Origin of the sequence: Undibacterium sp. Rencai35W, from assembly GCF_049340185.1 — a bacterium.
In the GTDB taxonomy this organism is placed as follows: domain Bacteria; phylum Pseudomonadota; class Gammaproteobacteria; order Burkholderiales; family Burkholderiaceae_D; genus Undibacterium.
In genome coordinates, this window is the sequence record NZ_JBMPPC010000004.1 from 115,095 (window position 1) to 138,510 (window position 23,416).

General features: G+C 47.7%; 21 protein-coding genes. 13 read left to right on the forward strand and 8 right to left on the reverse strand.

Features of this window, described 5'->3' with window-relative positions; translation table 11 throughout:
• Positions 1 to 73 precede the first annotated feature (73 nt).
• Positions 74 to 1,162: a hypothetical protein gene (locus tag ACO0K3_RS10135; protein ID WP_422984226.1), complete on the reverse strand. Its 1,089-nt coding sequence runs from the start codon at positions 1,160 to 1,162 to the stop codon at positions 74 to 76.
• Positions 1,163 to 1,631: 469 nt separating this feature from the next.
• Here ACO0K3_RS10135 and ACO0K3_RS10140 point away from each other — a divergent pair, with 469 nt between their 5' ends.
• Entirely contained in the window at positions 1,632 to 2,621 is a 990-nt protein-coding gene (locus ACO0K3_RS10140) for a sulfate ABC transporter substrate-binding protein (RefSeq protein ID WP_422984825.1), read from the forward strand.
• Between the two features lie 384 nt (positions 2,622 to 3,005).
• Here the strand turns inward: ACO0K3_RS10140 and ACO0K3_RS10145 are convergent, their stop codons facing one another.
• Both ACO0K3_RS10145 and ACO0K3_RS10150 read right to left on the reverse strand, forming a co-directional pair.
• Positions 3,006 to 3,638, reverse strand: a complete 633-nt coding sequence (locus tag ACO0K3_RS10145; protein ID WP_422984228.1) for a response regulator transcription factor — start codon at positions 3,636 to 3,638, stop codon at positions 3,006 to 3,008.
• The gene (locus tag ACO0K3_RS10150; RefSeq protein WP_422984230.1) at positions 3,638 to 5,509 is read right to left on the reverse strand and encodes a sensor histidine kinase; all 1,872 of its coding nucleotides are present in this window, start codon (positions 5,507 to 5,509) and stop codon (positions 3,638 to 3,640) included. Before ACO0K3_RS10150 ends, ACO0K3_RS10145 begins: the two co-directional genes overlap by 1 nt.
• A 651-nt stretch (positions 5,510 to 6,160) precedes the next feature.
• Here ACO0K3_RS10150 and ACO0K3_RS10155 point away from each other — a divergent pair.
• The 12 genes from ACO0K3_RS10155 to ACO0K3_RS10210 all read left to right on the forward strand — a co-directional run bounded on the left by ACO0K3_RS10155 (position 6,161) and on the right by ACO0K3_RS10210 (position 20,059).
• On the forward strand, positions 6,161 to 9,169 hold the full coding sequence (locus tag ACO0K3_RS10155) for an ImpA family metalloprotease (RefSeq protein ID WP_422984232.1): 3,009 nt from the start codon (positions 6,161 to 6,163) through the stop codon (positions 9,167 to 9,169).
• Between the two features lie 255 nt (positions 9,170 to 9,424).
• On the forward strand, positions 9,425 to 9,715 hold the full coding sequence (locus tag ACO0K3_RS10160) for a hypothetical protein (RefSeq protein WP_422984234.1): 291 nt from the start codon (positions 9,425 to 9,427) through the stop codon (positions 9,713 to 9,715).
• 310 nt (positions 9,716 to 10,025) lie between these two features.
• Entirely contained in the window at positions 10,026 to 10,874 is an 849-nt protein-coding gene (locus tag ACO0K3_RS10165) for an EAL domain-containing protein (protein ID WP_422984236.1), read from the forward strand.
• Positions 10,875 to 11,043: 169 nt separating this feature from the next.
• Positions 11,044 to 11,898 (forward strand): sulfate ABC transporter permease subunit CysT, encoded by an 855-nt coding sequence (cysT, locus tag ACO0K3_RS10170; RefSeq protein ID WP_422959150.1) that lies wholly within the window; start codon positions 11,044 to 11,046, stop codon positions 11,896 to 11,898.
• Entirely contained in the window at positions 11,898 to 12,818 is a 921-nt protein-coding gene (gene cysW, locus ACO0K3_RS10175) for a sulfate ABC transporter permease subunit CysW (RefSeq protein WP_422984238.1), read from the forward strand. Before cysT ends, cysW begins: the two co-directional genes overlap by 1 nt.
• A gap of 9 nt (positions 12,819 to 12,827) precedes the next feature.
• Positions 12,828 to 13,898, forward strand: coding sequence for a sulfate/molybdate ABC transporter ATP-binding protein (locus ACO0K3_RS10180; RefSeq protein WP_422984240.1), 1,071 nt, complete (start codon positions 12,828 to 12,830; stop codon positions 13,896 to 13,898).
• Between the two features lie 4 nt (positions 13,899 to 13,902).
• Positions 13,903 to 14,844, forward strand: coding sequence for a CysB family HTH-type transcriptional regulator (locus ACO0K3_RS10185; RefSeq protein ID WP_422984242.1), 942 nt, complete (start codon positions 13,903 to 13,905; stop codon positions 14,842 to 14,844).
• A gap of 226 nt (positions 14,845 to 15,070) precedes the next feature.
• The gene (locus ACO0K3_RS10190) at positions 15,071 to 15,745 is read left to right on the forward strand and encodes a PepSY-associated TM helix domain-containing protein (protein ID WP_422984244.1); all 675 of its coding nucleotides are present in this window, start codon (positions 15,071 to 15,073) and stop codon (positions 15,743 to 15,745) included.
• Between the two features lie 83 nt (positions 15,746 to 15,828).
• Positions 15,829 to 16,341, forward strand: a complete 513-nt coding sequence (locus tag ACO0K3_RS10195) for a DUF2271 domain-containing protein (RefSeq protein WP_422984246.1) — start codon at positions 15,829 to 15,831, stop codon at positions 16,339 to 16,341.
• A 23-nt stretch (positions 16,342 to 16,364) separates the two neighbouring features.
• Positions 16,365 to 17,189, forward strand: coding sequence for a DUF4198 domain-containing protein (locus tag ACO0K3_RS10200; RefSeq protein WP_422984248.1), 825 nt, complete (start codon positions 16,365 to 16,367; stop codon positions 17,187 to 17,189).
• A gap of 322 nt (positions 17,190 to 17,511) precedes the next feature.
• Complete coding sequence (locus tag ACO0K3_RS10205) at positions 17,512 to 18,558, forward strand: FAD:protein FMN transferase (protein WP_422984250.1); 1,047 nt, start codon at positions 17,512 to 17,514, stop codon at positions 18,556 to 18,558.
• Positions 18,551 to 20,059: a sulfite reductase subunit alpha gene (locus ACO0K3_RS10210; protein WP_422984252.1), complete on the forward strand. Its 1,509-nt coding sequence runs from the start codon at positions 18,551 to 18,553 to the stop codon at positions 20,057 to 20,059. Before ACO0K3_RS10205 ends, ACO0K3_RS10210 begins: the two co-directional genes overlap by 8 nt.
• A 204-nt stretch (positions 20,060 to 20,263) precedes the next feature.
• Here ACO0K3_RS10210 and ACO0K3_RS10215 read toward each other — a convergent pair whose 3' ends face one another.
• The 5 genes from ACO0K3_RS10215 to ACO0K3_RS10235 all read right to left on the reverse strand — a co-directional run bounded on the left by ACO0K3_RS10215 (position 20,264) and on the right by ACO0K3_RS10235 (position 23,365).
• On the reverse strand, positions 20,264 to 20,476 hold the full coding sequence (locus ACO0K3_RS10215) for a DUF3820 family protein (protein ID WP_422984254.1): 213 nt from the start codon (positions 20,474 to 20,476) through the stop codon (positions 20,264 to 20,266).
• 79 nt (positions 20,477 to 20,555) lie between these two features.
• Entirely contained in the window at positions 20,556 to 21,239 is a 684-nt protein-coding gene (locus ACO0K3_RS10220; RefSeq protein ID WP_422984256.1) for a hypothetical protein, read from the reverse strand.
• Between the two features lie 344 nt (positions 21,240 to 21,583).
• Entirely contained in the window at positions 21,584 to 21,925 is a 342-nt protein-coding gene (locus ACO0K3_RS10225; RefSeq protein ID WP_422984258.1) for a zinc ribbon domain-containing protein YjdM, read from the reverse strand.
• A gap of 137 nt (positions 21,926 to 22,062) precedes the next feature.
• Positions 22,063 to 22,560 carry a DUF3291 domain-containing protein gene (locus ACO0K3_RS10230; RefSeq protein WP_422984260.1) on the reverse strand — a complete coding sequence of 166 codons (498 nt, stop codon included), beginning with the start codon at positions 22,558 to 22,560 and terminating at the stop codon, positions 22,063 to 22,065.
• Positions 22,561 to 22,690: 130 nt separating this feature from the next.
• A complete protein-coding gene (locus ACO0K3_RS10235; RefSeq protein WP_422984262.1) occupies positions 22,691 to 23,365 on the reverse strand; it encodes a DUF4336 domain-containing protein in 675 nt (224 codons plus the stop codon).
• Positions 23,366 to 23,416 lie beyond the last annotated feature (51 nt).

The following is a 23,416-nucleotide window of genomic DNA, read 5'->3' on the forward strand; positions in this document are numbered from 1 at the left end:
AATTACATTTTAAATTTTAAAATTTCAAAAACCCGGCATTGAACACCAGCCCGTTTTTCTCCAGACAGATATCTTATTTCATGTAGTTTTTACCGGTCCAGATCGCAGAATAGTTTTCCTTGTAATTGAGGATGGAATCAATCTCGGCACCTTTAAGCTGGTTCATCAGCGGATTTGTGATCACAATAGGCTTGCTGATGTAACCGCTAGGCGGCCAGCCAGAGAACGCTCGGTTTAGTTCATCAGCTAGTTGCCAGCCCTGCAGGCCAAAAGGCTCGGCCACTGTGGCTACCTGCTGCGAGATACCGGATTTAATACGGCTCAGTGCGGTATAAGAGCCATCACCCGCGGAGACGTTCTGTATGTCTTTACGATCAGCTCGCGCCAACGGAACGTTGATCGCATCGAAATACGCATCATTAATCGCCAGGGTATGTGTCCATCGCTTACCGTACAACTGATTCAATCTGAGTACCGCGCCCGGCATCTCTTGATTCGCATGACCAATTTGCATATTCTCGACAGAAAGCAGCTTGCAGCGGGTACAGCGTATAACGATATCCATCATTACTGCAGTCTTGGCATTTGCGATGCCAAAGCGATCATCGTTGAAAATAATGACACCGATCTCGCCTTTGCTATTGTCGATGACAAACTCTGCCGCTTTTTTCCCGACCTCGTCATATGGCGTCGTGATATTGACGAACAAATCCTTGGTTGGTCCCGGCTTCGCGTTAGCATGCCAGCCCGCGAGGATGACTTTTTCCTGTCTTGCCTGCACACTGAGATCCTGAAAACTGTCATCAAACTCGATACCGCCGAGGATGATCGCATCCTGATGCTGATGCAAAGCTTCGTTGAACAGGGAACGTATCGTAGCTCTGTCATTCTTCCCATCCACAATACTCAAGGACCAGCCCAGCTCAATAGCGGCAAGATAAAATCCGCGGTAAGCAGAAGAGACGCCACCGTTGCGTGAATCCTGGGTAATGAAGGTGATTTTTTTACCAGGTTGTTTTGCAGGCCCGTCAACCGGGCCATCCCAGGCTGATTTTTTTACCGGAATACTGACCACACTAGTGTCGATGGCTGACGAGGTTACGCAGCACATGCCTGTGAGCAGTGCAATCAAAATACTGATGCCATGTTTCAAAGAATTCATGATCATTCTCTATCCATGCAAACAGCTTGTTTAGTCCGGATTATCTGCTCACCAGCGCTATGTTGGCTCAACAATACATCAATCGCCTAGAGGCGCATAATGTCCTGCGAACAGGTCTCTGTGATTGGATAGTACACCCTGCAGAACAAGGTAGAAAAGCGAATATTGCCAATGAGGAATCGCAGATACTGACGATTTTACTCAGTGAAGTGAATGCAAATTTCTAATAATAAATGCTGCATTGCGCTTATTTTTTGCATAAGCATATGAAAAAGCAGTCATTCTCAACAGGCGATACCTGTGAAAGAATCAGGGTAACTAATTCTTATTGATTCGGTGTAGCACTACTCTCCCCTTGGATATCGTCATGACGCAATCAACTTCTGTTTTCTCTCCATATTTTCCACACTCCGCGCGTAGCCTTAACCTCCCTGCTGCATCTGCACAACGCACTTCGATAAAAACTCTCATTTCAGCCAGTCTGCTGGCAGCAATGGCATGCTTTTTCACGGCAACGCCAACCCATGCAGCAGAAATAAATTTATTGAATGTGTCGTATGACGTAACACGTGAACTGTTTAAGGACATCAATCCAGCCTTTATCGCAGAGTGGAAAAAAACCAGCGGCGAAACCATTAGCATCAATCAATCCCACGGCGGCTCCAGCAAACAAGCACGCTCGGTAGCCGATGGTCTGGAAGCATCGGTAGTGACCATGAATCAGGCCAACGATATCGATTTTCTGGCAGAGCATGGTCTGGTCACAGGCGATTGGGTAAAGCGCTTCCCGAATGGCTCAGCACCGTTTTATTCCACCATGGTGTATCTGGTGCGCAAAGGCAATCCCAAACAAATCAAGGACTGGGATGACCTTATCAAACCAGGCATCAAAGTCATCATTCCGAATCCGAAAACCTCAGGCAATGGCCGTTATTCCTATCTTGCCGCATGGGGTGCCGTGATCAAGAAAGGCGGCAACGAAGTCCAGGCTCGCCAGTTTGTCGAAAAACTGTTTAAGAATGTGCCGGTACTCGATGCCGGTGGACGCGGCGCGACAACAACGTTCACGCAACGTGAGATCGGTGACGTGCTGGTGACATTTGAAAATGAAGTGCAATTAGTACGCACCGAATTTGGCGATAATTTTGAAGTCGTCTATCCAAGCACATCCATCCTCGCGGAATCACCGGTCGCCGTTGTCGACAAGGTCGTAGATAAACTCCACATCCGCAAGCAGGCAACGGCGTATCTGCAATTTTTATATTCAGAAGCTGGTCAGGATATTATCGCCAAACACTACCTACGTCCGCGCTCGGCAATCGCCGCAAAGAAATACGCGGCCTCATTTAAACCCGTCGCTTTATTTACAGTAGATGAAGTGTTCGGCGGCTGGAAGTCAGCGCAGAAAAAACATTTTGATGATGGCGGCGAGTTCGATAAGATTTTTAGTAAGAAATAACTTTTCAAGCATCATCTCAGTTTGAATAATTGATGCGGGAGAAATGCAGCCGCCTGCTTGTATGGCCTAAAGAGGTAATTCGATAAATACACTAGCGTGGCATTTCAATCGACTTTCATTTGACCTCTTCTCTATTGATCAAATTTTGAAACAGACTGTAAATTTCATCATCTTTTACGCAAAAGAGCCGGAATTGGTCAATCGTGTTGTGTAGTGACATGTTCATTTCGACCTTCTGAGATGGGTATGAATGTTTCAAAAGCGGTATTCATCTGCCATCAAATTATAGTGATCTACATGAGAATTTGTTGAAGCGAAAAATCTCAGCTAAATAATTTTTCAGTTAAAAATTCCGGCGAACAAAGTGATGGAACAAGATTCGTATTATTTATCTTCTTTACCAAGTAAGCCTAACTGGGTCGCAATCAATACCAGTTCCGCCAGGGAGTTCGCTTGCATTTTTTCCATAATACTGCTGCGTTGAGACTTGACGGTGCGCTCCGAATTGCCGAGTTGAAAAGCAATCTGCTTATTTAATTGGCCGCGCACGACCATACTAAAAACTGTGAGTTCACGCTCCGTCAACTGGCTATAACGTACTCTTAACTCATGTAGAGTACTCCGTTTTTTTTGTGTATTCTTATAACGTCGGTTGGCCGCCTCTATTGCATTGACCAAGTCGTCTTTCTGTACTGGTTTAGTTAAAAAATTTTCAGCGCCCGCTTTTATTGCTCGTACGCTCATCGAAATATCCCCGTACGCGGTCAAGAAAATGATCGGTATATGGCTGTTCACCGCGTTTAAGTGATCTTGTAACTGCAGACCGCTAAAACCAGGCATATTGACGTCTAATAATATACAGCTAGGTTCATCCAGCAAAGAATGTTCTAAAAATTGTGTACCAGATTCGTAAGTGAATACCCGGTACCCGCAAGCAAGCAATAGTAAGTACATTGCTGTGCGCACCGAGAGATCATCGTCAATTACATGAACAAGGAAGGTCGACTCAGTATTCATTACATCTCATTTTGAGACAGCGGCAATTTAAAATAGACAATCCCACCTTCCATCCCATTCTCTACCCAAATCTGGCCACCATGAGCCTGAACGATGGCGTCTGTAATGGATAGCCCCAACCCCAACCCTTCTGGTTTTGTGGTGAAAAATGAGTCAAACACTCTTTCAACATTATCATCAAAACCTGTCCCGGTATCGGCAATACAGACCAATACCGCGCTCTTATCAGACAATGTCGTATGAATTGAAATACGGCGTAATACACCGCCTTTTTCATCTATCGCATCCATGCCGTTGAGTAAAAGATTCACTATTACTTGCTGAAGTTGTGCCGTGTCTGCAGAGACCATAAAAGCTCTCGGTGCCAGAACCTCACTCAATTGCACATTCCGGATTTTTGCTTCTCCTGCAAGAAAATTTAAAACATTTTTTATCACCTGGTGAATATCAATATTACCAACTTCAGATTCTGACTTTTTCAACAAACCACGCATACTCTTAATTAAATCACTTGCACGAAGGTCATCACGCTGAATATTCACTAGTATTTGCCTCACTAAATCCAAAGAAGGAGGGTCAACTTGTAAAAATATTTGTGCCGCTTCCACGTTACTCAAGATAGCGGCTAAAGGTTGTATCAATTCATGAGCAATCATTTCAGAATAAATCGAAGCAGTAATTTTCCGATTCATATGCGCGACTTGTGCCAGTCTTTGACGTGATTCCTCTACGGCTTTGGCGCGGCGTTGACGTTCAATCAACAAGGCAATCAGAAGACCAAAGAGAATCGTAATAACTCCTACTGTGGTCAAAATTTGCCAACGATAAAGTTCCCAAACAGGCGGTGTATAAAAACGTAATTCGCTCTCAGGAGGAAGATTTTTTTTATCTACGCCCCATCTCTCTAACTGCCGCCAATCAAGTAAAGGCGTGTACCTAGAATTGCTGACACGAATATGAGAAACGTCGGCCCCGTTCAGAACATTACTTACCAACTGCGCGGTATCTTTCCCTTCTTTGATGGGGTCAAACGAAGTTACGCCCAAAGGGCCATGTCCTATCGTTGTTGGATCGTCAGTCAATATGGGACGGTTGGCGATACGTGCTATTTCTTCAAGCGCTTCTGCATGAGCAATATTTTTCTGCTGATTACTATCGTAAGTAAGCATCGTAAAATAAATCACACTGTCCTTTGGTAAGGCAGATACCAACTGCCTTAGTTCCTCGATAGGTTTTCCACGCAAATCGATGATGTCGATTTGTCGTGCCATTCGTGTTATTTGTGCTGGCAGATAGGTTCTGTAAATATCAAGAGACGGAACATTTCCAACTAAGACAATGTGCTGAGTGCTAGGTAAAACTGATTTTGCTAAGCTAACTATATCAGCAAAGTCTGCCCTGATTGTTTTGCCACTCACGTTAGCCGGCAAATGGATTTTTTCTATTTCGACATCACTAGCTAATGTAAATAAAACGGGAACGTTTGGCCATATCGGTTTTTCATCATTCAGCAAATAATTCAACGCTGTATGACCGATCACAACAACTGCATCAATTTTTTTGTACCTATATTTTTCTTTCAGCCACTGCCCAAGACGCGTTTTGTAGTCACTCTGATAGAAATGCGACAGATCTAAGTTTTCCGTATAAACAATGACCGGTTCTAAGCGTCCTTTATTGATCTGTGCTTTAAATGCCGAAGAGAAATCATATAAATACGGAACATTAATCATGTCAGGACTTAACACCAATACTGACTGCTGTGAAGTGGGCGCTGCAAATGCGGTGGAGAAACAGCAGAAACAATACAGCATCGCTATCCAGATACTGTATTGGCGGACAGCATATTGGCCAACAGTTTTTTTGAACATGAGATCCTGAAAATATGGTTCGCTTGCCAAGAAAAGGGAATAAGCATCTTGCTTACTCTTAGCTATTTTACTAATTGAGAAGTAGGACTGAGCGTGCAGATAATTTCTTCACAGGAAGAAAATAAAAGACTAGATTTGAACCGCGAACCTTCATCTGATTTGACCGGTTACACAGAAGTCGAACTTTTTTATACATAGCAAAGTAGAAATATAGCTATGTCAAAAGTTCGAAAAAAATAGAATTGTAGCATAGACGTTTTTACAGTTTTCTACACTACCTCACTCAAATTAATCGCTAAAAGCCAGTCTCATCTGTGTTGTACACAGATGAAGTTTTGCTTCATACATTCTCGTCATACATGCTTCAAATTAATCCCAGATTAATAACATGAGCATTTTCAATCAGTCGTCTTGCTTTGAAAAATTTCATCAAAAATTGCACCAAAGTGCAATAGACAAAATTGAAGTCTCAGACGACTATGCGGCCTGATTTTTATGTTTGACATTGCCAATTTTATTTGGTGGTTATTTACTCAACATCAAACAAAGTGCCTCTATTTTTTGAATTCATACGTTCAAATAAATATGGTGGTTTAGCGCCATCATTTAATAAGTAAGTGGCAATCGATCCGTACTCACCAGAAATTTTCTATGAATAGTAAAACGCTTTTTGTATCATTTGTAATTGTATTGTTAACTGGATGTGGTGGAGGTGGGGGTGATACTTCAGGAGCGCTACCGCAAAATACAACGCCTCCACCGGTAGCGAATGTGCCATCAACCGACATCGAACCATCCCATGAGGTAACTCCGCCTGTGGTCGCTGTTGATCCACCAGTTGCGTCGTCGCCAGCGGTTACTGTGCCGCCTGCAGTTCCGGTTGATCCGTCAGTTGTTTCTCCACCCGTTGTCATTGTTCCGCCTGTGATTGTGGTTGATCCACCGGTTACTTCACCGCCAATTATCACGACCCCACCTGTTGTGACGACACCTCCTGTTGTGACGGCACCTCCTGTTGTGACAGTGCCTCCTGTTGTCGTCAATGACGGTATATCGGCCGCAATGAAAAGCGGTGATGTCTCGGGTCTTGATGCTGGCGCGAAATTGACTTTGCTGCAGCAGGCGAAAAAAATCGCTAGCGATGTAAGGGCTCTGCAAAACGGTACATTAAGTTCAATTTACCAGCAAAACGGCAAAGACCTTGATCAGAGCCTGACCTTCTCCAACAATAGCATCTCGGTATCGTTGCAAAATTCAACGTCTGGAGTGAGTTTTTTGACGGCAGATAATGGTAATGGGATGGCAGCGCTCTCACAGCTTGGAAGCGGTCGAGCGATGGGGTACGGTGCAGACGTCTTGAGCTGGATGGCAGGAACGACAAATCAACAACAACACCTGCCACTCTTTACGCGGGCATTCACTTGGTTGATGACAGGTGATGCAAATGCGGTATTGCCTGCAAATATTAAATACTCCCAGGCCGGATATGCTTCAAATAACATTAAAACATTTATTACTCGCTTGGGACGTCAGTCTCAGGAGCTTAGTTGCGATCTGACTGATACGAAAAATAGTTGTTGGCAAAATGCTGATTTGCTCGTCTTCGGTGGTAGCACTAAAGACAATGTTGACCTAACTGCTCTTGTGCAAAAGTATCTGGCGGCAGGGAAACCGGTGATTTATATGGCATCTAGTTGGGTGGAGTCTACCGCCGGACGAAAAGTGCTCAGTGCTATGGGTATGGAGTTGGGGGGGTATCCCGGCAATTATTTCCAATCTGGGACTGGCTTGTCCATTAGTACTAGTCGCACTGTCGCTGATAATTTAAATCGCGCCGACAAAATGGGAGCCTTAATTGTCACTATTCAAAAGCTAATGGATGATAATCTTGATTGGGACTTTAAAGCAGATGCCACTCCAACTGCACCAATTTCACAAATTCAAAGCGAATTAAGTGCCCTACATCGCAAAGGCCTCAATCTCTTCGAGCAAAGTACGATGGATTTGCACAAGACCTTAGTACTTTGGGCAGATTTGTGGCGTCCTAGTATCGATAAATACGGCAAAATGCCTCCAGAACAACGCTCGACGGCTAGTGATTTTTTGCGTGCCTATGCATCAGATTCTTGGGTGGTGTTTAACAGAAAAAACACCACAATAGCGCCTTTAGGTTATGGCGATTTCATGCCTAAAGAAGCGCAAAATATGGCTGTAAGCTCGGATATGGAGAGCATTGACGTCACGATTGCGCAAGGTAGTGGCATTACCGCAATTGGTCGCGCAGCTATTCCTGGCAAGACAATTTCCATACAAATTGTAGATGCCGCCGGAGGAACTATCGGTGTGCAATCAGGCTATGCGCGCACTTGGGGAAATCCTCTTAGCGATGGCACCAAGTATGGCCGTCCTCGCAACCCCGTGTCTTTTAATGTTCCGCTCAAAGCTGGTATTGACAATCTGTTTGTGACTCCTTTTGGCGGTCCACTGTACCTTAACTATAGCGGTCTGGCAGACGGCAAAGTTGTGAAACTGAGGATCAAGGGGGCTGCGAAGTATGGGCACTTTGATTTTACTAAAGTCATGAGCCAGGATGAAATTGACACGGCATCTGCAGCTATTAAGTCAAAGACATTTGGCTGGCAAACAAATAAATTTGTCGGTGGCGAAGTGCATCAAACAAATGCGTATGCGTTAAGTGTGATTGGGAATACGGAGCCTAAGGACTATATTCTTGGTAACTTAAAAGCCAGGATTTTTGATTCAAACCACGTTGCTAATGGTTACAGCAATATGCCCATGTCGACCGCAGTCAGTGATGTTTGCTCCAAACTAACGTGGACATGTGATGGACTGATGCATAAAGCACCTAGCGTGCAACATTTTATTGGATGGATCGCGACCTGCGGCTTTTTATGTTCTGGCAACCCTTCTGACGGCTATGCAGGTATCTCAGCTGGATGGGGCTGGTGGCATGAGTTAGGACACAATACGGTCCAAAGGGTGCATCACATCGTACCACCTGGTACAACTGGTTGCGTAGTTGAATGCGACAATAATATTTTGTCGAGCGCATCTGCTTTGCGACAATATAGTTTAATTGGCGCAGACGTAAATGGCGATAGGATTGATCATAAGGGCTTGTACAAATTCATCAAGGATAGTCGTGCTACTGGAAAAACGAATGAATCCTTGCGTCTGGACATGCAAAACAAGCTTTGGAATGGTGATCAGAATGCCATGCGTGCAGTCCATTTCCAGTTAGGTTTTTTATATACGAAATATCGTCGCGGAATGAGCTTGCCGACACCTGATGCAACACTCGAGTATCTGACGTTGTTGACCAAAGGTGACCGGCTGGTTTCCAAGGATTGGACTGTGACAAACGCCGCTAAATATGGGATGGGACGTTACAAAACAAATACCATTACTAATCATGATTTGCTATACGTCCTGAGTTCTAAAATTATAGGTAAGGATATGCGCAAATACTTTTCAATGTATGGAATTCCTCTTGATCAAACATCACTCGATTCTATTTCGGATCTAAAACTAGAAGTTGCGCCTTTGATGTTTTATGCGTTGGCAGCAGGTAGAGGAAATCAAGTGACTACAGGTATTTGGTTGGATGTCGAATCGACTTCTCCAGCTTACCCGTTTTAATTTTTAGTTACTAAATACGCCCTTGTCAGGTATGACAAGGGCGTATTTTTTCATTTTAATTTGTGATGGATATTAACGATGTCCATCATATTGTGCGTTTTATAAAATAAATCCATGCAGGTAAATACGATACTTAATTATCATTTCACGGCTGTTGGTACTGCCTTAGTCAATTCAGTGTCGAAACCATGCGATACACTCCGAGATGGCGTTATTCGCCCACATGAATTTGTCTTTATTTATCAAGAGAAGGACGTGGATTACGCAAAGTGGACTGATTTAGTAGAAACGATCCGAAATCGGCTGCTTGTATGCGGTAATGAATTCGCTGTTTTGTATCTTCAACAAAATCAAGAGCAAAAAAAAATTGCTGTCGTACATAAAGACGCTCATAGAATCGTCCAGTCACTGGCCTACGAAGGAGTAGTTTGCGAGTTTAATTTACAGCATATTTTTGAGTTTGGGTTTGCTCCGGTACTGCTGCACTATATCGACTTATTAAACACACTTAACTGTCTTGAATTTGTCATGAAAACGGGATATTGATTTTGCAAAAAATATTCGATTTTCGTGAATAGATTAAGGGCAAAAAAAATAGAAATAATCATTACTTATTTTAAAAATTCTTATGCTACAAAGCACTCCTTATTTAATCTCTCCTTATTTGGACCAGCACTAATTAATACGTCATTTAACATTGCACACTGACGCAAGTCAGCCCAAGTAAATTCAAAAACCTCATATTAAAACGCGAAACGATTCGTTTTCATTTCTAAGGACACGCACTACTCTTCGCCTCTACGGGATATCGATCATTGATACTCCGCATTAATCGTCGATAGATGAGGAAAGAACTATGTCGTCTCCAGCGTTGCAACAGTATTTGAGTCACCTGAATAGCAGTCACAGTGCGAGCAGCACTATATGCCTGGACGAGACAGGACGGGCGCGCGGACGGTATTTTAATTCGACACTGACCAGCGCTTTTCAGGCGATCCGTTCTGCGGATGATCAGGGAGTAGTTGCCTATGAAGCGTATGCGCGCAGTTATTCCAGTGTCGATCAGGGCTTGAATATCTGGCGCTTGCTGGATCATGCGGCGAATGATGCGGAGTCGGTGGAACTTGACCGGCTCTGCCGGATTTTGCATGCAGTGAATTTTTATCGTCAGCCGGATTCGGCGCAGCGCGATCTCTATCTGAGTGTGCATACGCGTCTGCTGGCGGCGATAGAGGGCAATCATGGCATGGCGTTTCGCCGCATCCTGGATTTGCTCGGTTTACCGCATCAGCAGATTGTGTTGCAACTGCCATTGATCACGCCAAGTCAGCGCTGGGTGCTGACACATGTAGCGGACAATTACCGGCGTAACGGTTTCCGTATCGGGGTGAATGCGACGAGCCTCGATCAGGCGCGCGAGCTACTGGAACGCGTGCAGCCTGATTCGATCAAAATCGATATTGCTCATGCGAACAATGCAGAAGCTCAGCAACAGTTGCTGGAAAAAGCGCAGCGCGTTAACTGCAAAGTCATCTTCAAGCGAATTGATAATGACGCCCGTTTTAATGCTCTTCAGGTTAGTAACACTGATCAGTATCCGTATTATCTGCAAGGCTTTTTGTTCGATCTGCCACGCGCTAATTTGGCCGATACACTGGACTTGTCGGCGAGGTCAGTCGTCAACAGCGCCTTGATCGCAGCCTGAACCGAGTGACTTTGCCTCGCCGGATCAGGCTAATCGCAACAAAAAATTCACTGTGAACCAATCGTTTATGCGTTTTTCATCTATAAACATGCAAAAAGATTCGTTTTTAATATAATAAAATCCTGCAATCATGTGCCATCTATAGTCATCTTCGTAATAAGGACTAAGCATGGCCCATGCTTTACACACAAAATCACGGTTTAAGCGCGTGATTCCGGGGTTTCAGCTTTCCCTGGGGTTTACTCTGCTGTACCTGAGCCTGATCGTGCTCATTCCGCTGTCTGCCATTTTCCTGAAAACCTTCACCATGACCTGGGAAGCGTTCTGGAATACGGTCACGTCGGAAAGGGTGGTGGCATCATATAAGCTGACTTTTGGCGCCTCGTTTCTCGGTGCACTGATCAATGTTGTTTTTGGCGGCATCGTTGCCTGGGTTTTAGTCCGTTATAAATTCCCTGGTAAGCGCCTGATTGATGCGCTGGTCGATCTGCCGTTTGCCTTGCCGACCGCAGTCGCCGGTATCACGCTGGCGACTTTATATGCGCCGAACGGCTGGCTAGGTAAGTTACTCGAACCCCTAGGTCTGAAAGTCGCGTTCACCCCATTAGGCGTGCTGGTCGCCCTGACTTTTATCGGTTTGCCGTTCGTCGTCCGTACCGTGCAACCGGTGTTGGAAGAGGCGGAAAAAGAATTAGAAGAAGCCGCCATCAGTCTCGGCGCGAGCCATTGGCAGACATTTGTCAAAGTCATCTTACCGACCATCTTACCGGCCTTGCTGACCGGCTTTGCGCTGGCGTTTGCCAGAGCGACTGGCGAATACGGTTCGGTGATTTTCATCGCGGGCAACATGCCTATGGTGTCTGAAATTACGCCCTTATTCATGATCACGAAGCTGGAACAATATGACTATGCGGGCGCCACGGCGATTGCCGTCGTCATGCTGCTGCTGTCATTCGTTCTGCTGCTGACGATCAACTTATTGCAGGCCTGGAGTCGCAACCGAAACAAAAGTGAGATTGAATAATGACGAGCACCTCTCTCAATGCTACGGCGACAGATACCTCTCGCGCTACCCCGGCAGTACGACGCCGGATTGAACCGGCAATTACGCCTGCCGCAACACAGGAGCCGCTCTGGGTTCGCGTGCTGCTGACCGTCACGGCTTTTACTTTTTTAACCCTGTTCTTATTTGTCCCGCTGGCGGCGGTGTTTGCTGAGGCATTTAAAAAGGGGTGGGAAGTTTACCTGAAAGCCATCATCGAACCTGATGCGTTATCGGCGATTCGTCTGACCTTGATTGCGGCGGGTATCGCGGTTCCGCTGAATCTGGTGTTTGGTGTTGCAGCCGCCTGGACGATTGCGAAATTTGAGTTCCGCGGTAAAAACGTCTTGCTGACCCTGATTGATTTGCCGTTCTCGGTTTCGCCTGTGATCTCTGGCCTGATTTATGTCTTGCTGTTCGGTGCACAAGGCTGGTTCGGCCCCTGGTTGCGTGAGCATGACATCAAGATTTTATTTGCTGTGCCCGGCATCGTACTGGCAACCATTTTTGTGACTTTTCCGTTTATTGCCCGTGAGCTGATCCCGCTGATGCAAGCGCAAGGCAGCGAGGAGGAGGAAGCCGCGCTAGTGCTCGGCGCCTCAGGCTGGAAGACTTTTTGGTATGTGACCTTGCCGAATATCAAATGGGGACTGTTATACGGGGTGATCTTGTGTAACGCCCGTGCGATGGGGGAATTCGGCGCGGTATCCGTAGTGTCGGGACATATCCGTGGCGAGACCAACACCATGCCGCTACAAGTCGAAATTCTCTACAACGAATATAACTTTACAGCCGCCTTTGCGGTGGCATCGCTACTGACCTTGCTGGCGCTTTTGACACTGGCTTTAAAAATGATCGTGGAATGGCGTACCGATGAGTCGCACGCCATCCCTCAGGAATAGGAGTACACAATGAGTATCGCAGTGAATCACTTACATAAAAAATTTGGCAGCTTCACCGCGCTGAACGATGTCACGCTGGATTTTCCCAATGGTGAACTGACCGCTCTGCTCGGCCCGTCTGGCTGCGGCAAGACCACGCTGTTACGTATCATCGCCGGACTGGAGCATGCGGACAGCGGGCAGGTATTGCTAGATGGTCAGGATGCCTCCGATCAACATGTGCGCGAACGTCAGGTTGGTTTTGTATTTCAACATTACGCGTTATTTAAACACATGACGATTTTTGAAAATATCGCTTTCGGCTTACGCGTCAAGCCACGTGCCATACGACCATCAGAAGCGGTGATCAGAGAAAAAGTCAAACAACTGCTGGAGCTGGTGCAGCTTGACTGGCTGGCGGATCGCTATCCGCCGCAATTATCCGGCGGACAGCGGCAACGTATTGCGCTGGCACGCGCGCTGGCAGTAGAACCGCGGGTTCTCTTGCTCGATGAGCCTTTCGGCGCGCTCGATGCCAAGGTGCGTAAAGAACTGCGTCGCTGGTTGCGTCGTTTGCATGATGAGTTGCATGTCACGAGTATCTTTGTCACACATGATCAGGAAGAAGCGCTAGAAGTAGCAGATCAGATCGTCGTCATGAACCACGGTCAGGTGGAACAGATCGGTGCGCCTGCCGAGGTGTATCAGCATCCGGCGTCGCCTTTTGTGTATGGCTTCCTCGGTAATGTAAATCTGTTCAAAGGTCGTCTGCACGAAGGGATTCTCGATGCCGGTGGTGTGGCATTTGACGCGCCGGATCATGCGACTACGCGGGACGCCACGGGCATTGGCTATGTACGTCCGCACGATCTTGAAATCGATCGCTATTCACCGGGTGCCGAAGGCTTGATGGTGCAATTGCGCCGCGTCCATAGCATAGGCCCGCTGGCACAACTGGAGCTGGAGCGTGATGACAATGGTGATCTGATTGAGGCAATGATTTCCAGTGAGCGCTACCACCAGCTCAAATTAAAAGTCGGCGAGGCGCTGGTGGTCAAACCACGACGTCTGGCCGTGTTTGTTGATCAGGCCGCAGGATAACAGTATGAATTTCCAACAATTACGCTCGATCAGAGAAGCAGCGCGTTGCGGTTATAACCTGACCGAAGTTGCCAATGTTTTGTTCACCTCACAACCCGGTGTGAGCCGCCAGATACGCGAACTTGAGGAAGAGCTCGGTGTCGATATTTTTGAGCGCAACGGTAAACGGCTGACCGGCCTGACCGAGCCGGGCAAAGACATTCTGAAAATTATTGAACGCTTATTAATCGAAGCAGAAAATTTACGTCAGGCAGGTGATGACTATTCTGATCAGACCAAAGGCACGCTGACGATTGCGACCACTCATACGCAGGCACGGTATGTGTTGCCTAAAGTGGTACAGGGATTTCGCAGTGCCTTCCCGGATGTGCGCATCGCCTTGCAACAAAGCTCACCTGAGCATATCGCTGAGTGGGTATTGTCGGGTAAAGCAGACGTGGGTATTGCGACAGAGGGCTTGTCGCAGTTTAAGGATCTGGTATCGTTTCCCTGCTACGAATGGAACCATGTGATCGTGGTACCGGACGGCCATCCTTTGTTGAGAAAAACACCGATCACGCTTGAAGATTTATCGAATTATCCTTTGATTACCTATGATGTCGGCTTTACCGGTCGCGGCCATATTGATCAGGCGTTTCAGCAAGCGGGATTGCGTACGGATATCGTGCTCACCGCGATGGATTCTGACGTGATTCAGCAATACGTGGCGCTCGGATTAGGCGTGGGACTGGTGGCCGAGATGGCGGTAGAAACCGGGATCGACACGCGCCGCTTCAGCGCACTGCAAGCTCTGCCTGCAAGTCATTTGTTTGCACCGAATGTCACCCGGCTGGCAGTGCGGCGCGGCGCTTATCTGCGTAGTTACATTCTCGATTTCATCGTGCAATTTGCCCCGCAATTACAATATGAAGATATTCGCCAGGCCTTAGCACCAGACGAAACATAAGCATCACAAGATAGTACGAACCTATATGAGCCACAAGTAGCGATCCCTGAAATAAGACGTCGCTGCTTGTGGTTTTTTTATTGGCGGTAATGCTGTTATCGGTATCAACAAGCCGTTACAAAAAAACCCGAATAAGTTGCTTTTCACAACATGTTTTATTCTATAATGAGAATTATTATCATTTAGAACGTCTGTCCGTTGCTATACGGCGGATGGCGTAAGCGACATGCCCAATACCAGTGCCACGACAAAAGTCGCACATCACCGCCCCGATCCCAGTCAACAGCAGAAGCGTGCCTTCTGGCTGCGCCACCTGCATCGGTGGCATTGGATCAGCTCGGCACTTTGTCTGATCGCCATGCTGTTATTCGCTGCGACTGGCATCACGCTGAATCACTCTGCGCAGATAGAAGCCCATCCGCAGGTCACGAAAAAATCTGCCGAGTTACCGCCAGCTTTACTGACACAACTTCAGCAACTTCAAAAAACACCGCACAGTGACAAAGATCCGCTGCCCGCCGAAGTACGTCAATGGCTGGAACAAACGCTGTCCGTACGCGTCAATACGCAAGCCGCAGAATGGTCACCGGAGGAAGTGTATTTATCCCTGCCGCGCCCCGGTGGTGATGCCTGGCTGCGTATTGCTCTGGATAATGGCGAACTCGAATTTGAACTGACGGATCGCGGCTGGATCGCGTATTTCAACGATCTGCATAAAGGTCGCAATGCCGGAAACGCCTGGAGCTGGTTTATTGATCTGTTTGCGATCGCTTGTCTGATTTTTTGTATTACCGGTTTATTCCTCTTAAAAATGCACACCGCTAATCGCCCAATCACTTGGCCGATAGTCGGTCTTGGCCTGGTCTTGCCCTTGTTGCTGGCGATCCTGTTTGTGCACTAGCCGCCTCCGATTTTTTTACTTGCTCCTTGAGCTTTTTCTAGTTATCCGGATTTTATTTTCTTTCATTTTGTGAGGTATTGTTCATGCGTAAATTGCTCCCTTTTGCGATCACCAGCCTGCTTGGCACAAGCAGCATGGCTGCGGATCTGACAGTCAAAATCGAAGTACCTCGCCTCAACGTCGCGGAATACCATCGTCCTTATGTGGCGGTATGGATAGAAAGTCCGGATCAGACTTTTGCAGGCAATCTGTCCGTCTGGTATGACCTGAAAAAACGCGATAACGAAGGCGCAAAATGGTTGAAGGATTTGCGCCAATGGTGGCGTCGCAGTGGTCGCGATCTGGCGATGCCGGTCGATGGCGTCAGCGGTGCGACCCGGGTTGTCGGTGAACAGAGTATCAGTTTTGCTGGTGATAAGGGCGTGTTGGCAAAGTTGCCTGCCGGTGAATATCAGCTGGTAGTAGAAGCAGCCCGCGAGGGCGGTGGCCGTGAAGTCGTGAAGCTGCCTTTCCAATGGAATGCTAAAACAGAACAAACGGCAAAAGCCCAAGGCAGTCATGAGCTGGGTCAGGTCAGTCTCACCGTCAAACCATAAAAATTTAAGGCACCGACATCACTATGAAATTCCATCTTAACATCGTCGCTCTCAAATTCCTCACTCTCGCACTCGCTGTCTCTGCACCGTTCGCAGCGCAGGCTCATCGTGCTTTCCTGCTACCGTCATCGACCGTCACGGCGGCTAATGCGCCCTGGATCACGGTAGACGCCGCTGTCGCCAGTGATATGTTTTATCTTGACCACATGCCATTACGACTCGACAGTTTAAAAATTATTGCGCCCGACGGCAGTGTAATTAAAGAAGAGAATGCGAATACCAGCAAGCTCCGCAGCACCTTTGATCTGCGCCTGGCGACTGCCGGCACCTATAAGCTAAGTATCTTGAACGATAATGTCATGGCAAGCTACAAAGACAAAGGAACACCAAAACGCTGGCGCGGTCTGGCAGACAACATGAGCAAAGAAATTCCCGCTGACGCAGAGGAGTTGCAAGTCACGCAAGCACAAGCGCGTATCGATACCTTTGTCACGAGCGGCAAGCCTAGTACCAAGTCACTCGAGATCACAGGCAAGGGTTTGGAGATGCAGGCAATCAGTCATCCGAATGATCTGGTGGCGGGTGAAAAAGCGAATTTCCGCATGATGCTGGACGGACAACCTGCGGCTAAAATTCAGGTCAGTGTGATCTTGGGTGGCATTCGCTATCGTCAAAAACTTGATGAGCAATTGCTGACCACCGATGCTGACGGCAAGTTCACCATCAATACAGCGAACGCAGGTATGTACTGGCTGGAAGCCACGGTCAAAGACGATAAGGCAACGGTAAAAGGGGCAAAAGAACGACGCGCGAGCTATGTCGCTACGCTGGAAGTATTGCCTCAATAATCGCCATCTGGACTGACGTAAAACGCTAGCTGCTGGTAGACACTTACATTGCTGCTTACATCACTACTAACATTACGACTCACATCGAATCCGCAGTCTGGATGCGGCTGCTGGCACAAAATGCCTCTGAAAGCCGCATCCAGCTTGCGGATTCGTTTTAGAAAACTGCTAAAAACCCTTTCATCGACTCATCATGGCCTTGTTGACTCTTACCTTTTCTCTGAGTCTCCGAATCTCTGAGCCCCCCACGCCTCTGTGGTGAGAGGTCTTGGTTTTTGCGTAAGTCCTGACCATAACAAGCTTCAAAACAAAGTCCGCTTTAATGAAACAGGTATTTATCCCTCTCAGCTTCACTGAACCACCCGCACTACCGCCGGATGCGCAGCTTATGCCGTTATCCGGTCACACCATGGGCACTACCTGGTCGGTAAAACTGCTTGTCTCTGGCGGGCCACAGTTGCAGAACCAGCTTCAGATGCTGGAACAAGGTATTCAGGCACAACTCGATCAAGTTGTTGCGCAGATGAGTACGTGGCTGGCGAGTTCTGATCTCTGTCAATTTAATCAGGCTGCTGCGGGTACGTGGCATCGCCTGCCTGCGGAATTTTTTAAGGTACTGGATTACGCCATCTTTATCGCACAGCAAAGCGCCGGTGCCTACGATCCCAGTATTGGCCGGATCGTCAATCTTTGGGGCTTTGGACCGGACAAGTATGATGACTTGCCGGGCGATCCAGCCTTGCAAGAAGCAAAGCAATCCTCAGGCTGGCAAAAGCTCCAACTTGACCGGGTACATCAGCGTGCTTACCAGCCAGGCGGGCTGGCAATCGATTTATCGTCGATTGCCAAAGGCTTCGGTGTCGATCAAGTTGCCCGCTATCTGGAATCGCAAGCGATTCCATCTTATCTGGTCGAAGTCGGTGGTGAGTTACGCGGCTTTGGCACCAAGCCAGATCACCAGCCCTGGTGGGTAGAACTGGAACAAGCTCCGGCTATAGGACAAGCTACACCTTCTGCGCAGGATCGGATGAATATCCTTGCATTGCATGGTTTATCCGTCGCCACGTCCGGCGACTACCGTCGTTATATAGAAAAAAATGGCCATCGCTATTCTCATACGATTGATCCGCGTACCGCATATCCGGTCACGCATCCGCTTGCCTCTGTCACGGTATGTCATGCGGAATGTATGGTGGCAGACGCATTGGCGACGGCTATGATGGTCATGGGAGCAGAGCAAGGTCTGGCCTACGCCAATCAACTGCATGTTGCGGCGCTGTTTTTATCTTATGACGTAGCCCGCGACAATACCGACAATCACTTTACCGAGCATATGAGTAACGCCATGCAGGCGATGCTGGATGCATAAATTAATCCCTATGTTTGAACGATTCAAGCCATTCTTGCTGACCGGACTTTTTATATTTCTAAGTTGTTGCGGCATCTATCTGGGTCATCACGCTCTGGGCATGACGCCTGCACTGCAGGCTTACTCACTCGCCGCGCTGGTTGTCCTCGCCTATCTGGTGTTTTGTAGTGCGATCCGACAGGCACATCAGGCGCGCAAACCCGATCTGTTACCGGCACTGACATCCGGCCATGCTCATCCGGCTATCGTCGTTGTGTACGCGAGCCAAACGGGTTATGCCGAACAATTAGCCCGTCAGACAGCACAGAGCCTGCACGACGCTGATATGTCCGTGCAGCTCATGTCCATCAAGGATCTGACGACTGAGCGGCTCCGGCAGATGTCGCACACTTTATCTCGCCTCCTATTTATCGTCAGTACCACAGGAGAAGGCGACGCTCCGGATCAGGCAGCAAAATTCACTCGTCATGCGATGAGCCAGCAACTTGATCTGTCTGGATTGAACTACGGCATACTCGCGCTCGGTGATCGCAATTACCAGCATTACTGTGCGTTCGGCCATCAGCTCGATCAATGGTTAAGGCAACATCATGCATCGGGTTTGTTTGACCTGGTCGAGGTCGATAATGGTGACGAAGGAGCGCTGCGTCACTGGCAGCATCATCTCGGCACTCTGAGCGGTCATACCGACATGGCGGACTGGAGCCAGCCCAGCTACGAGCGTTGGACCCTGAGCACACGCCAGTTGCTCAACCCGGGTAGTGTTGGGGGCGCCGCGTTTCACATCGTTTTAACACCGCCAGCAGACAGTGAGCCGCAGTGGCGCGCGGGCGATATTGTAGAAATCGGTCCCGAATTTCCTCCTGACCACATCAGAACCTCCAGTGATCCGGTCACACTACCCCATCGTGAATATTCGATTGCGTCGATTCCAACAGATGGCGCACTTGAGCTCTTGGTACGCCAGGTAAAGCAGGCAAACGGCAAACTCGGCATCGGCTCCGGCTGGCTGACAGCGTATGCCAGAGTAGGTTCTGACATTGCCGTACGCATTCGTGAAAACCGTAGTTTTCATCCACCTGCTACTGGTCAGCCCATGATCTTGATTGGCAACGGTACCGGCTTGGCAGGATTACGCGCCCACCTCAAACAGCGAGCAGCCGACGGACATCAATCGAACTGGCTAATCTTTGGCGAGCGAAATGAACATCAGGATTTTTTCTACCGCGAAGAAATCCGTACCTGGCAAAATCAAGGTTTGCTGGAACGACTCGATCTGGCGTTTTCACGCGATCAGGAACAACGTATCTATGTTCAAGACAAGCTACTGGACAATGCAGCAACGCTCCTGAAATGGGTGCAAGACGGCGCCGCCATCTATGTCTGCGGCAGCCTGGCGGGCATGGCAGATGGTGTTGACCGCGCACTGAGACAGATCATTGGCGACGAGGTCTTAGAACAATTATTGGACGATGGCAGATACAGACGTGATGTGTATTAACAAGACCTAGGTAAAACGAAAGACTACCTGCCGAAAATCACACTAAACCGCAGGCTGGATGCGGCTTCCAGAGGCATTTCGTGCCAGGAGGTGCATCTGGCTTGCGGATTCATTTTTAAAATCAACACATCAGCACCGCTTACTCTTGTCTATTTTTAGCGGTGAAGAGTTCTGGTTTTTTACATCAATCCGGATGACGTACCATCACGCTGATCGCAAAGGATCCAGCAGGGACCGCAGGTTATTGTGATCCAGCTCATACATCAAGGCGATCAGACTACCCAGCTCACCTTGAGGAAAACCCTCGCGCGCAAACCAGCCGAGATAATGCCCCGGCAAGTCTGCCAATAAACGGCCTTGGTATTTACCGTAAGGCATGGTGCGCGTCACAAGGAGTTGTAAGTTTTCTGGATGCATAAAAATAATTAGAACCTGGTGTCAGCAAGATGCCATCGAATAATCAACACGTTTTCCAGCAAATGGAATGGCAAGTAACTTAAAGCGCAGCAAACCAATTACACCATTGCACCCACGCCTCTACATGATGCATGCTCATAAAGCCTAGATGCTGCACGAGCAGTAATAACAGCAATCCGACATACGGCAAGCGGATGCGTCCCAGTCGCTTATCGTCCAGCAATAACAAAACGACGATGAGTTCGCTGATCAGATAGCTACCATGAACACCCATCTCAAACGAACTGACTCCCGGAACATAGTTACCAAGGAAGCGAGCCAGCGCCGGAGGTAACACCAGTATCGCCGTCGATGCCATAAACCGCGCATGCAACTGAACATTGGATCGATAGTAAATCGCCGCGATATACGCAAAGGCAAAATACAAGACAGTGGTCAGATCAAGAAAAGCCAAGCGCTTACCAAACACCTTAGAAAACGGACTGTCACTCGCCAGCATCACGTGCATCACCAACAAACCCGATACCCAAAACAAGGGGGCGATCACGATCGACAATTTACCGATGCTGCGATGTAGCACCATTTTCTTTTTCCGCATCAGCCAAGCCTGTAACACTAGCATCAGCATCCATGCAGAGGCCATGATGCCGTGGAAATGGTGAGCCGCATCTGTGGAGCCTAAACGTGAAAAATACGAGGGGAAAAAACCGAGAAAGGCGACAAGCGTTGCCAGAGAAAAATAGATGTAAGCGCGCTGATACACAGACGTAACCCTTTCAATATCAAGATTGAGGAACGTCTGATTAAGTCACTAAGTTATAGTAGTCACGACCTGATGCGATCAGGTCGACTTCTGCACTTTGTCAGAATTCCCTTAAGTAAAGAATCTCAATACGCATTGCTAATCATCTGCAAATATTTGGCATAGACAGGTCAATGAGATAATTGATCAAGGAAATGTTATTCTTTTTTACACAAAAAAGATAGCTTCGAAATTAAAAATAGATAATGACTTTGTTTCGGCGAACGCTTTGTGATGGCGTATTTGGCGCTACCCCGCAGAATAAATTGCGACAACTGCCGCACATATTGAATAAACTTGAAGCGCTAGATTTTCTTCAAATAACAAGCCTTCAGCATAAAACTACCGGCATCCATTTTGCAATCGACTTCATGATCGCCGCCGACTAAGCGAATACTTTTGACCTTCGTTCCCATTTTCAAGGTGGTCGAAGAACCTTTGACCTTGAGGTCCTTAATCAACACAACGGCGTCACCATCACTCAAAACGTTACCGTTAGAATCTTTCACGATTCTGTCGTCGCTGTCCTCTGAAGTCGCACTGGCCACCATTGGCCATTCGTGACCGCAGTCAGCACAAATATAGTTATCGCCATCAGGATAAGTATTTTCCATGGCGCATTGCGGGCAAGCTGGTAGTGTTGACATACATTCTTTCAAAGTGCGTTAAAGCATAAGTAAACAAGGCCGGTAGTATAACCGGACGCCTTTGCTTGCTCGCAGGTTTGTGCGATCACTTTGAGCTGAATCAGTCTGTACACACAAAATTGATCAAATATACATACTCAGTTTGCAGGACAGGCATCGTCAAATGATGCGGGAGAGCGACTCTGGATCGCATCGGGTGGTGCATACGGATTCTTAAAAGTAAATGCAGCCTCACTCGGTCCTGCTGATCTCAGCAAAGCTAATTTTGCGATTGCCTCATCCAGGCTAGGGCGATGTCCTTTGCTCACCCACCAGAGCACGACATACGACTCCTGCATGCGTTCGAACCATTCCTTGCGACGACGCATAATCTCAACATGAGCAGATCCGTATACATATTTGTTGAGGGATTCAACATCGCGCCAGACCGACATATTAATTAAGGTCTCGTCTCCCAAAGGACGTACTGCTGTCGCATCGCCCTCTTCTGTTTGCAGTCGCCACGCGAAACCCTCTGAGGTCTCCGCGAGCGCATTAATACGATCAAGGTTCGCGACAAAATCAGCCATCACGGGCGAATCGAGCGGCTCTTTCATGACAGCGATATTCAGTTGTGCTAATTCATAAGCAGACATGCAAAAATCCTTTCACGATCTTATTCCTGTTCATTCCTGTGCATTCCTATTCGTTCCTATTGATTCGTAGAAAAATAGGACAGCTTTTTATAAGAAATACCGAACTCATACAAATACAATTTTCAATTCCCTACAAAAAATGCCGGAATGCGCGCTCCAGCTCACTGTGCGCGTTCTGCTCAATCACAGAATTATGTGCCATGACGATACGCTGTATTGGCCACTCCAATATTTTGCCAGCACTTACTTTAGCCGCCGCCTTATCACGCACCAGCATCCTTACCGACCTCGGCACATCAAATCGCTGGCGCACGCCCGTCAGCCCATTCCACAATCTTGATTGCCACGGCAAATCACCCTGCCACCACTGGCACAGATCGGTCAGCACCAAGGTCTTGGTCGGCATGTGAAACCACACCGTTTCGTTGGCGAAAGGAATGCCATTAAAAAGCAGATAGGACAATTCCGGCGCCCATATCCCTGGCTCAGGTGTCAAGGTTTGCAAGCGCCTTAAATCAGGACGTTTATCAGCAAGTCCCGGCGCTCCGTATAAATTCGCAGACGGATAGTGTTCAGCAAATTTCTTCGCAAACAAATGATGCGCCTTGCTCGGAGCAACGATAAATTCGACAGGCCCCAAGGCATCAATCTGCGCTTTAGTTGTGCTATCGACAGGCACCGGCGAATGCACCCAAAGTGCACCACTCGTCAATCGGATAATCGTCATGCGCGATGTGATCGGCACACCGCTCACAACAAATGCATGCTGAACATGCCAGATATTGTCGGTTAGAGAAAGGAACATAAGCAAAACCTGTTAGTCAGGAACAGGCGAGAAAGTTGATAAAGATTATAT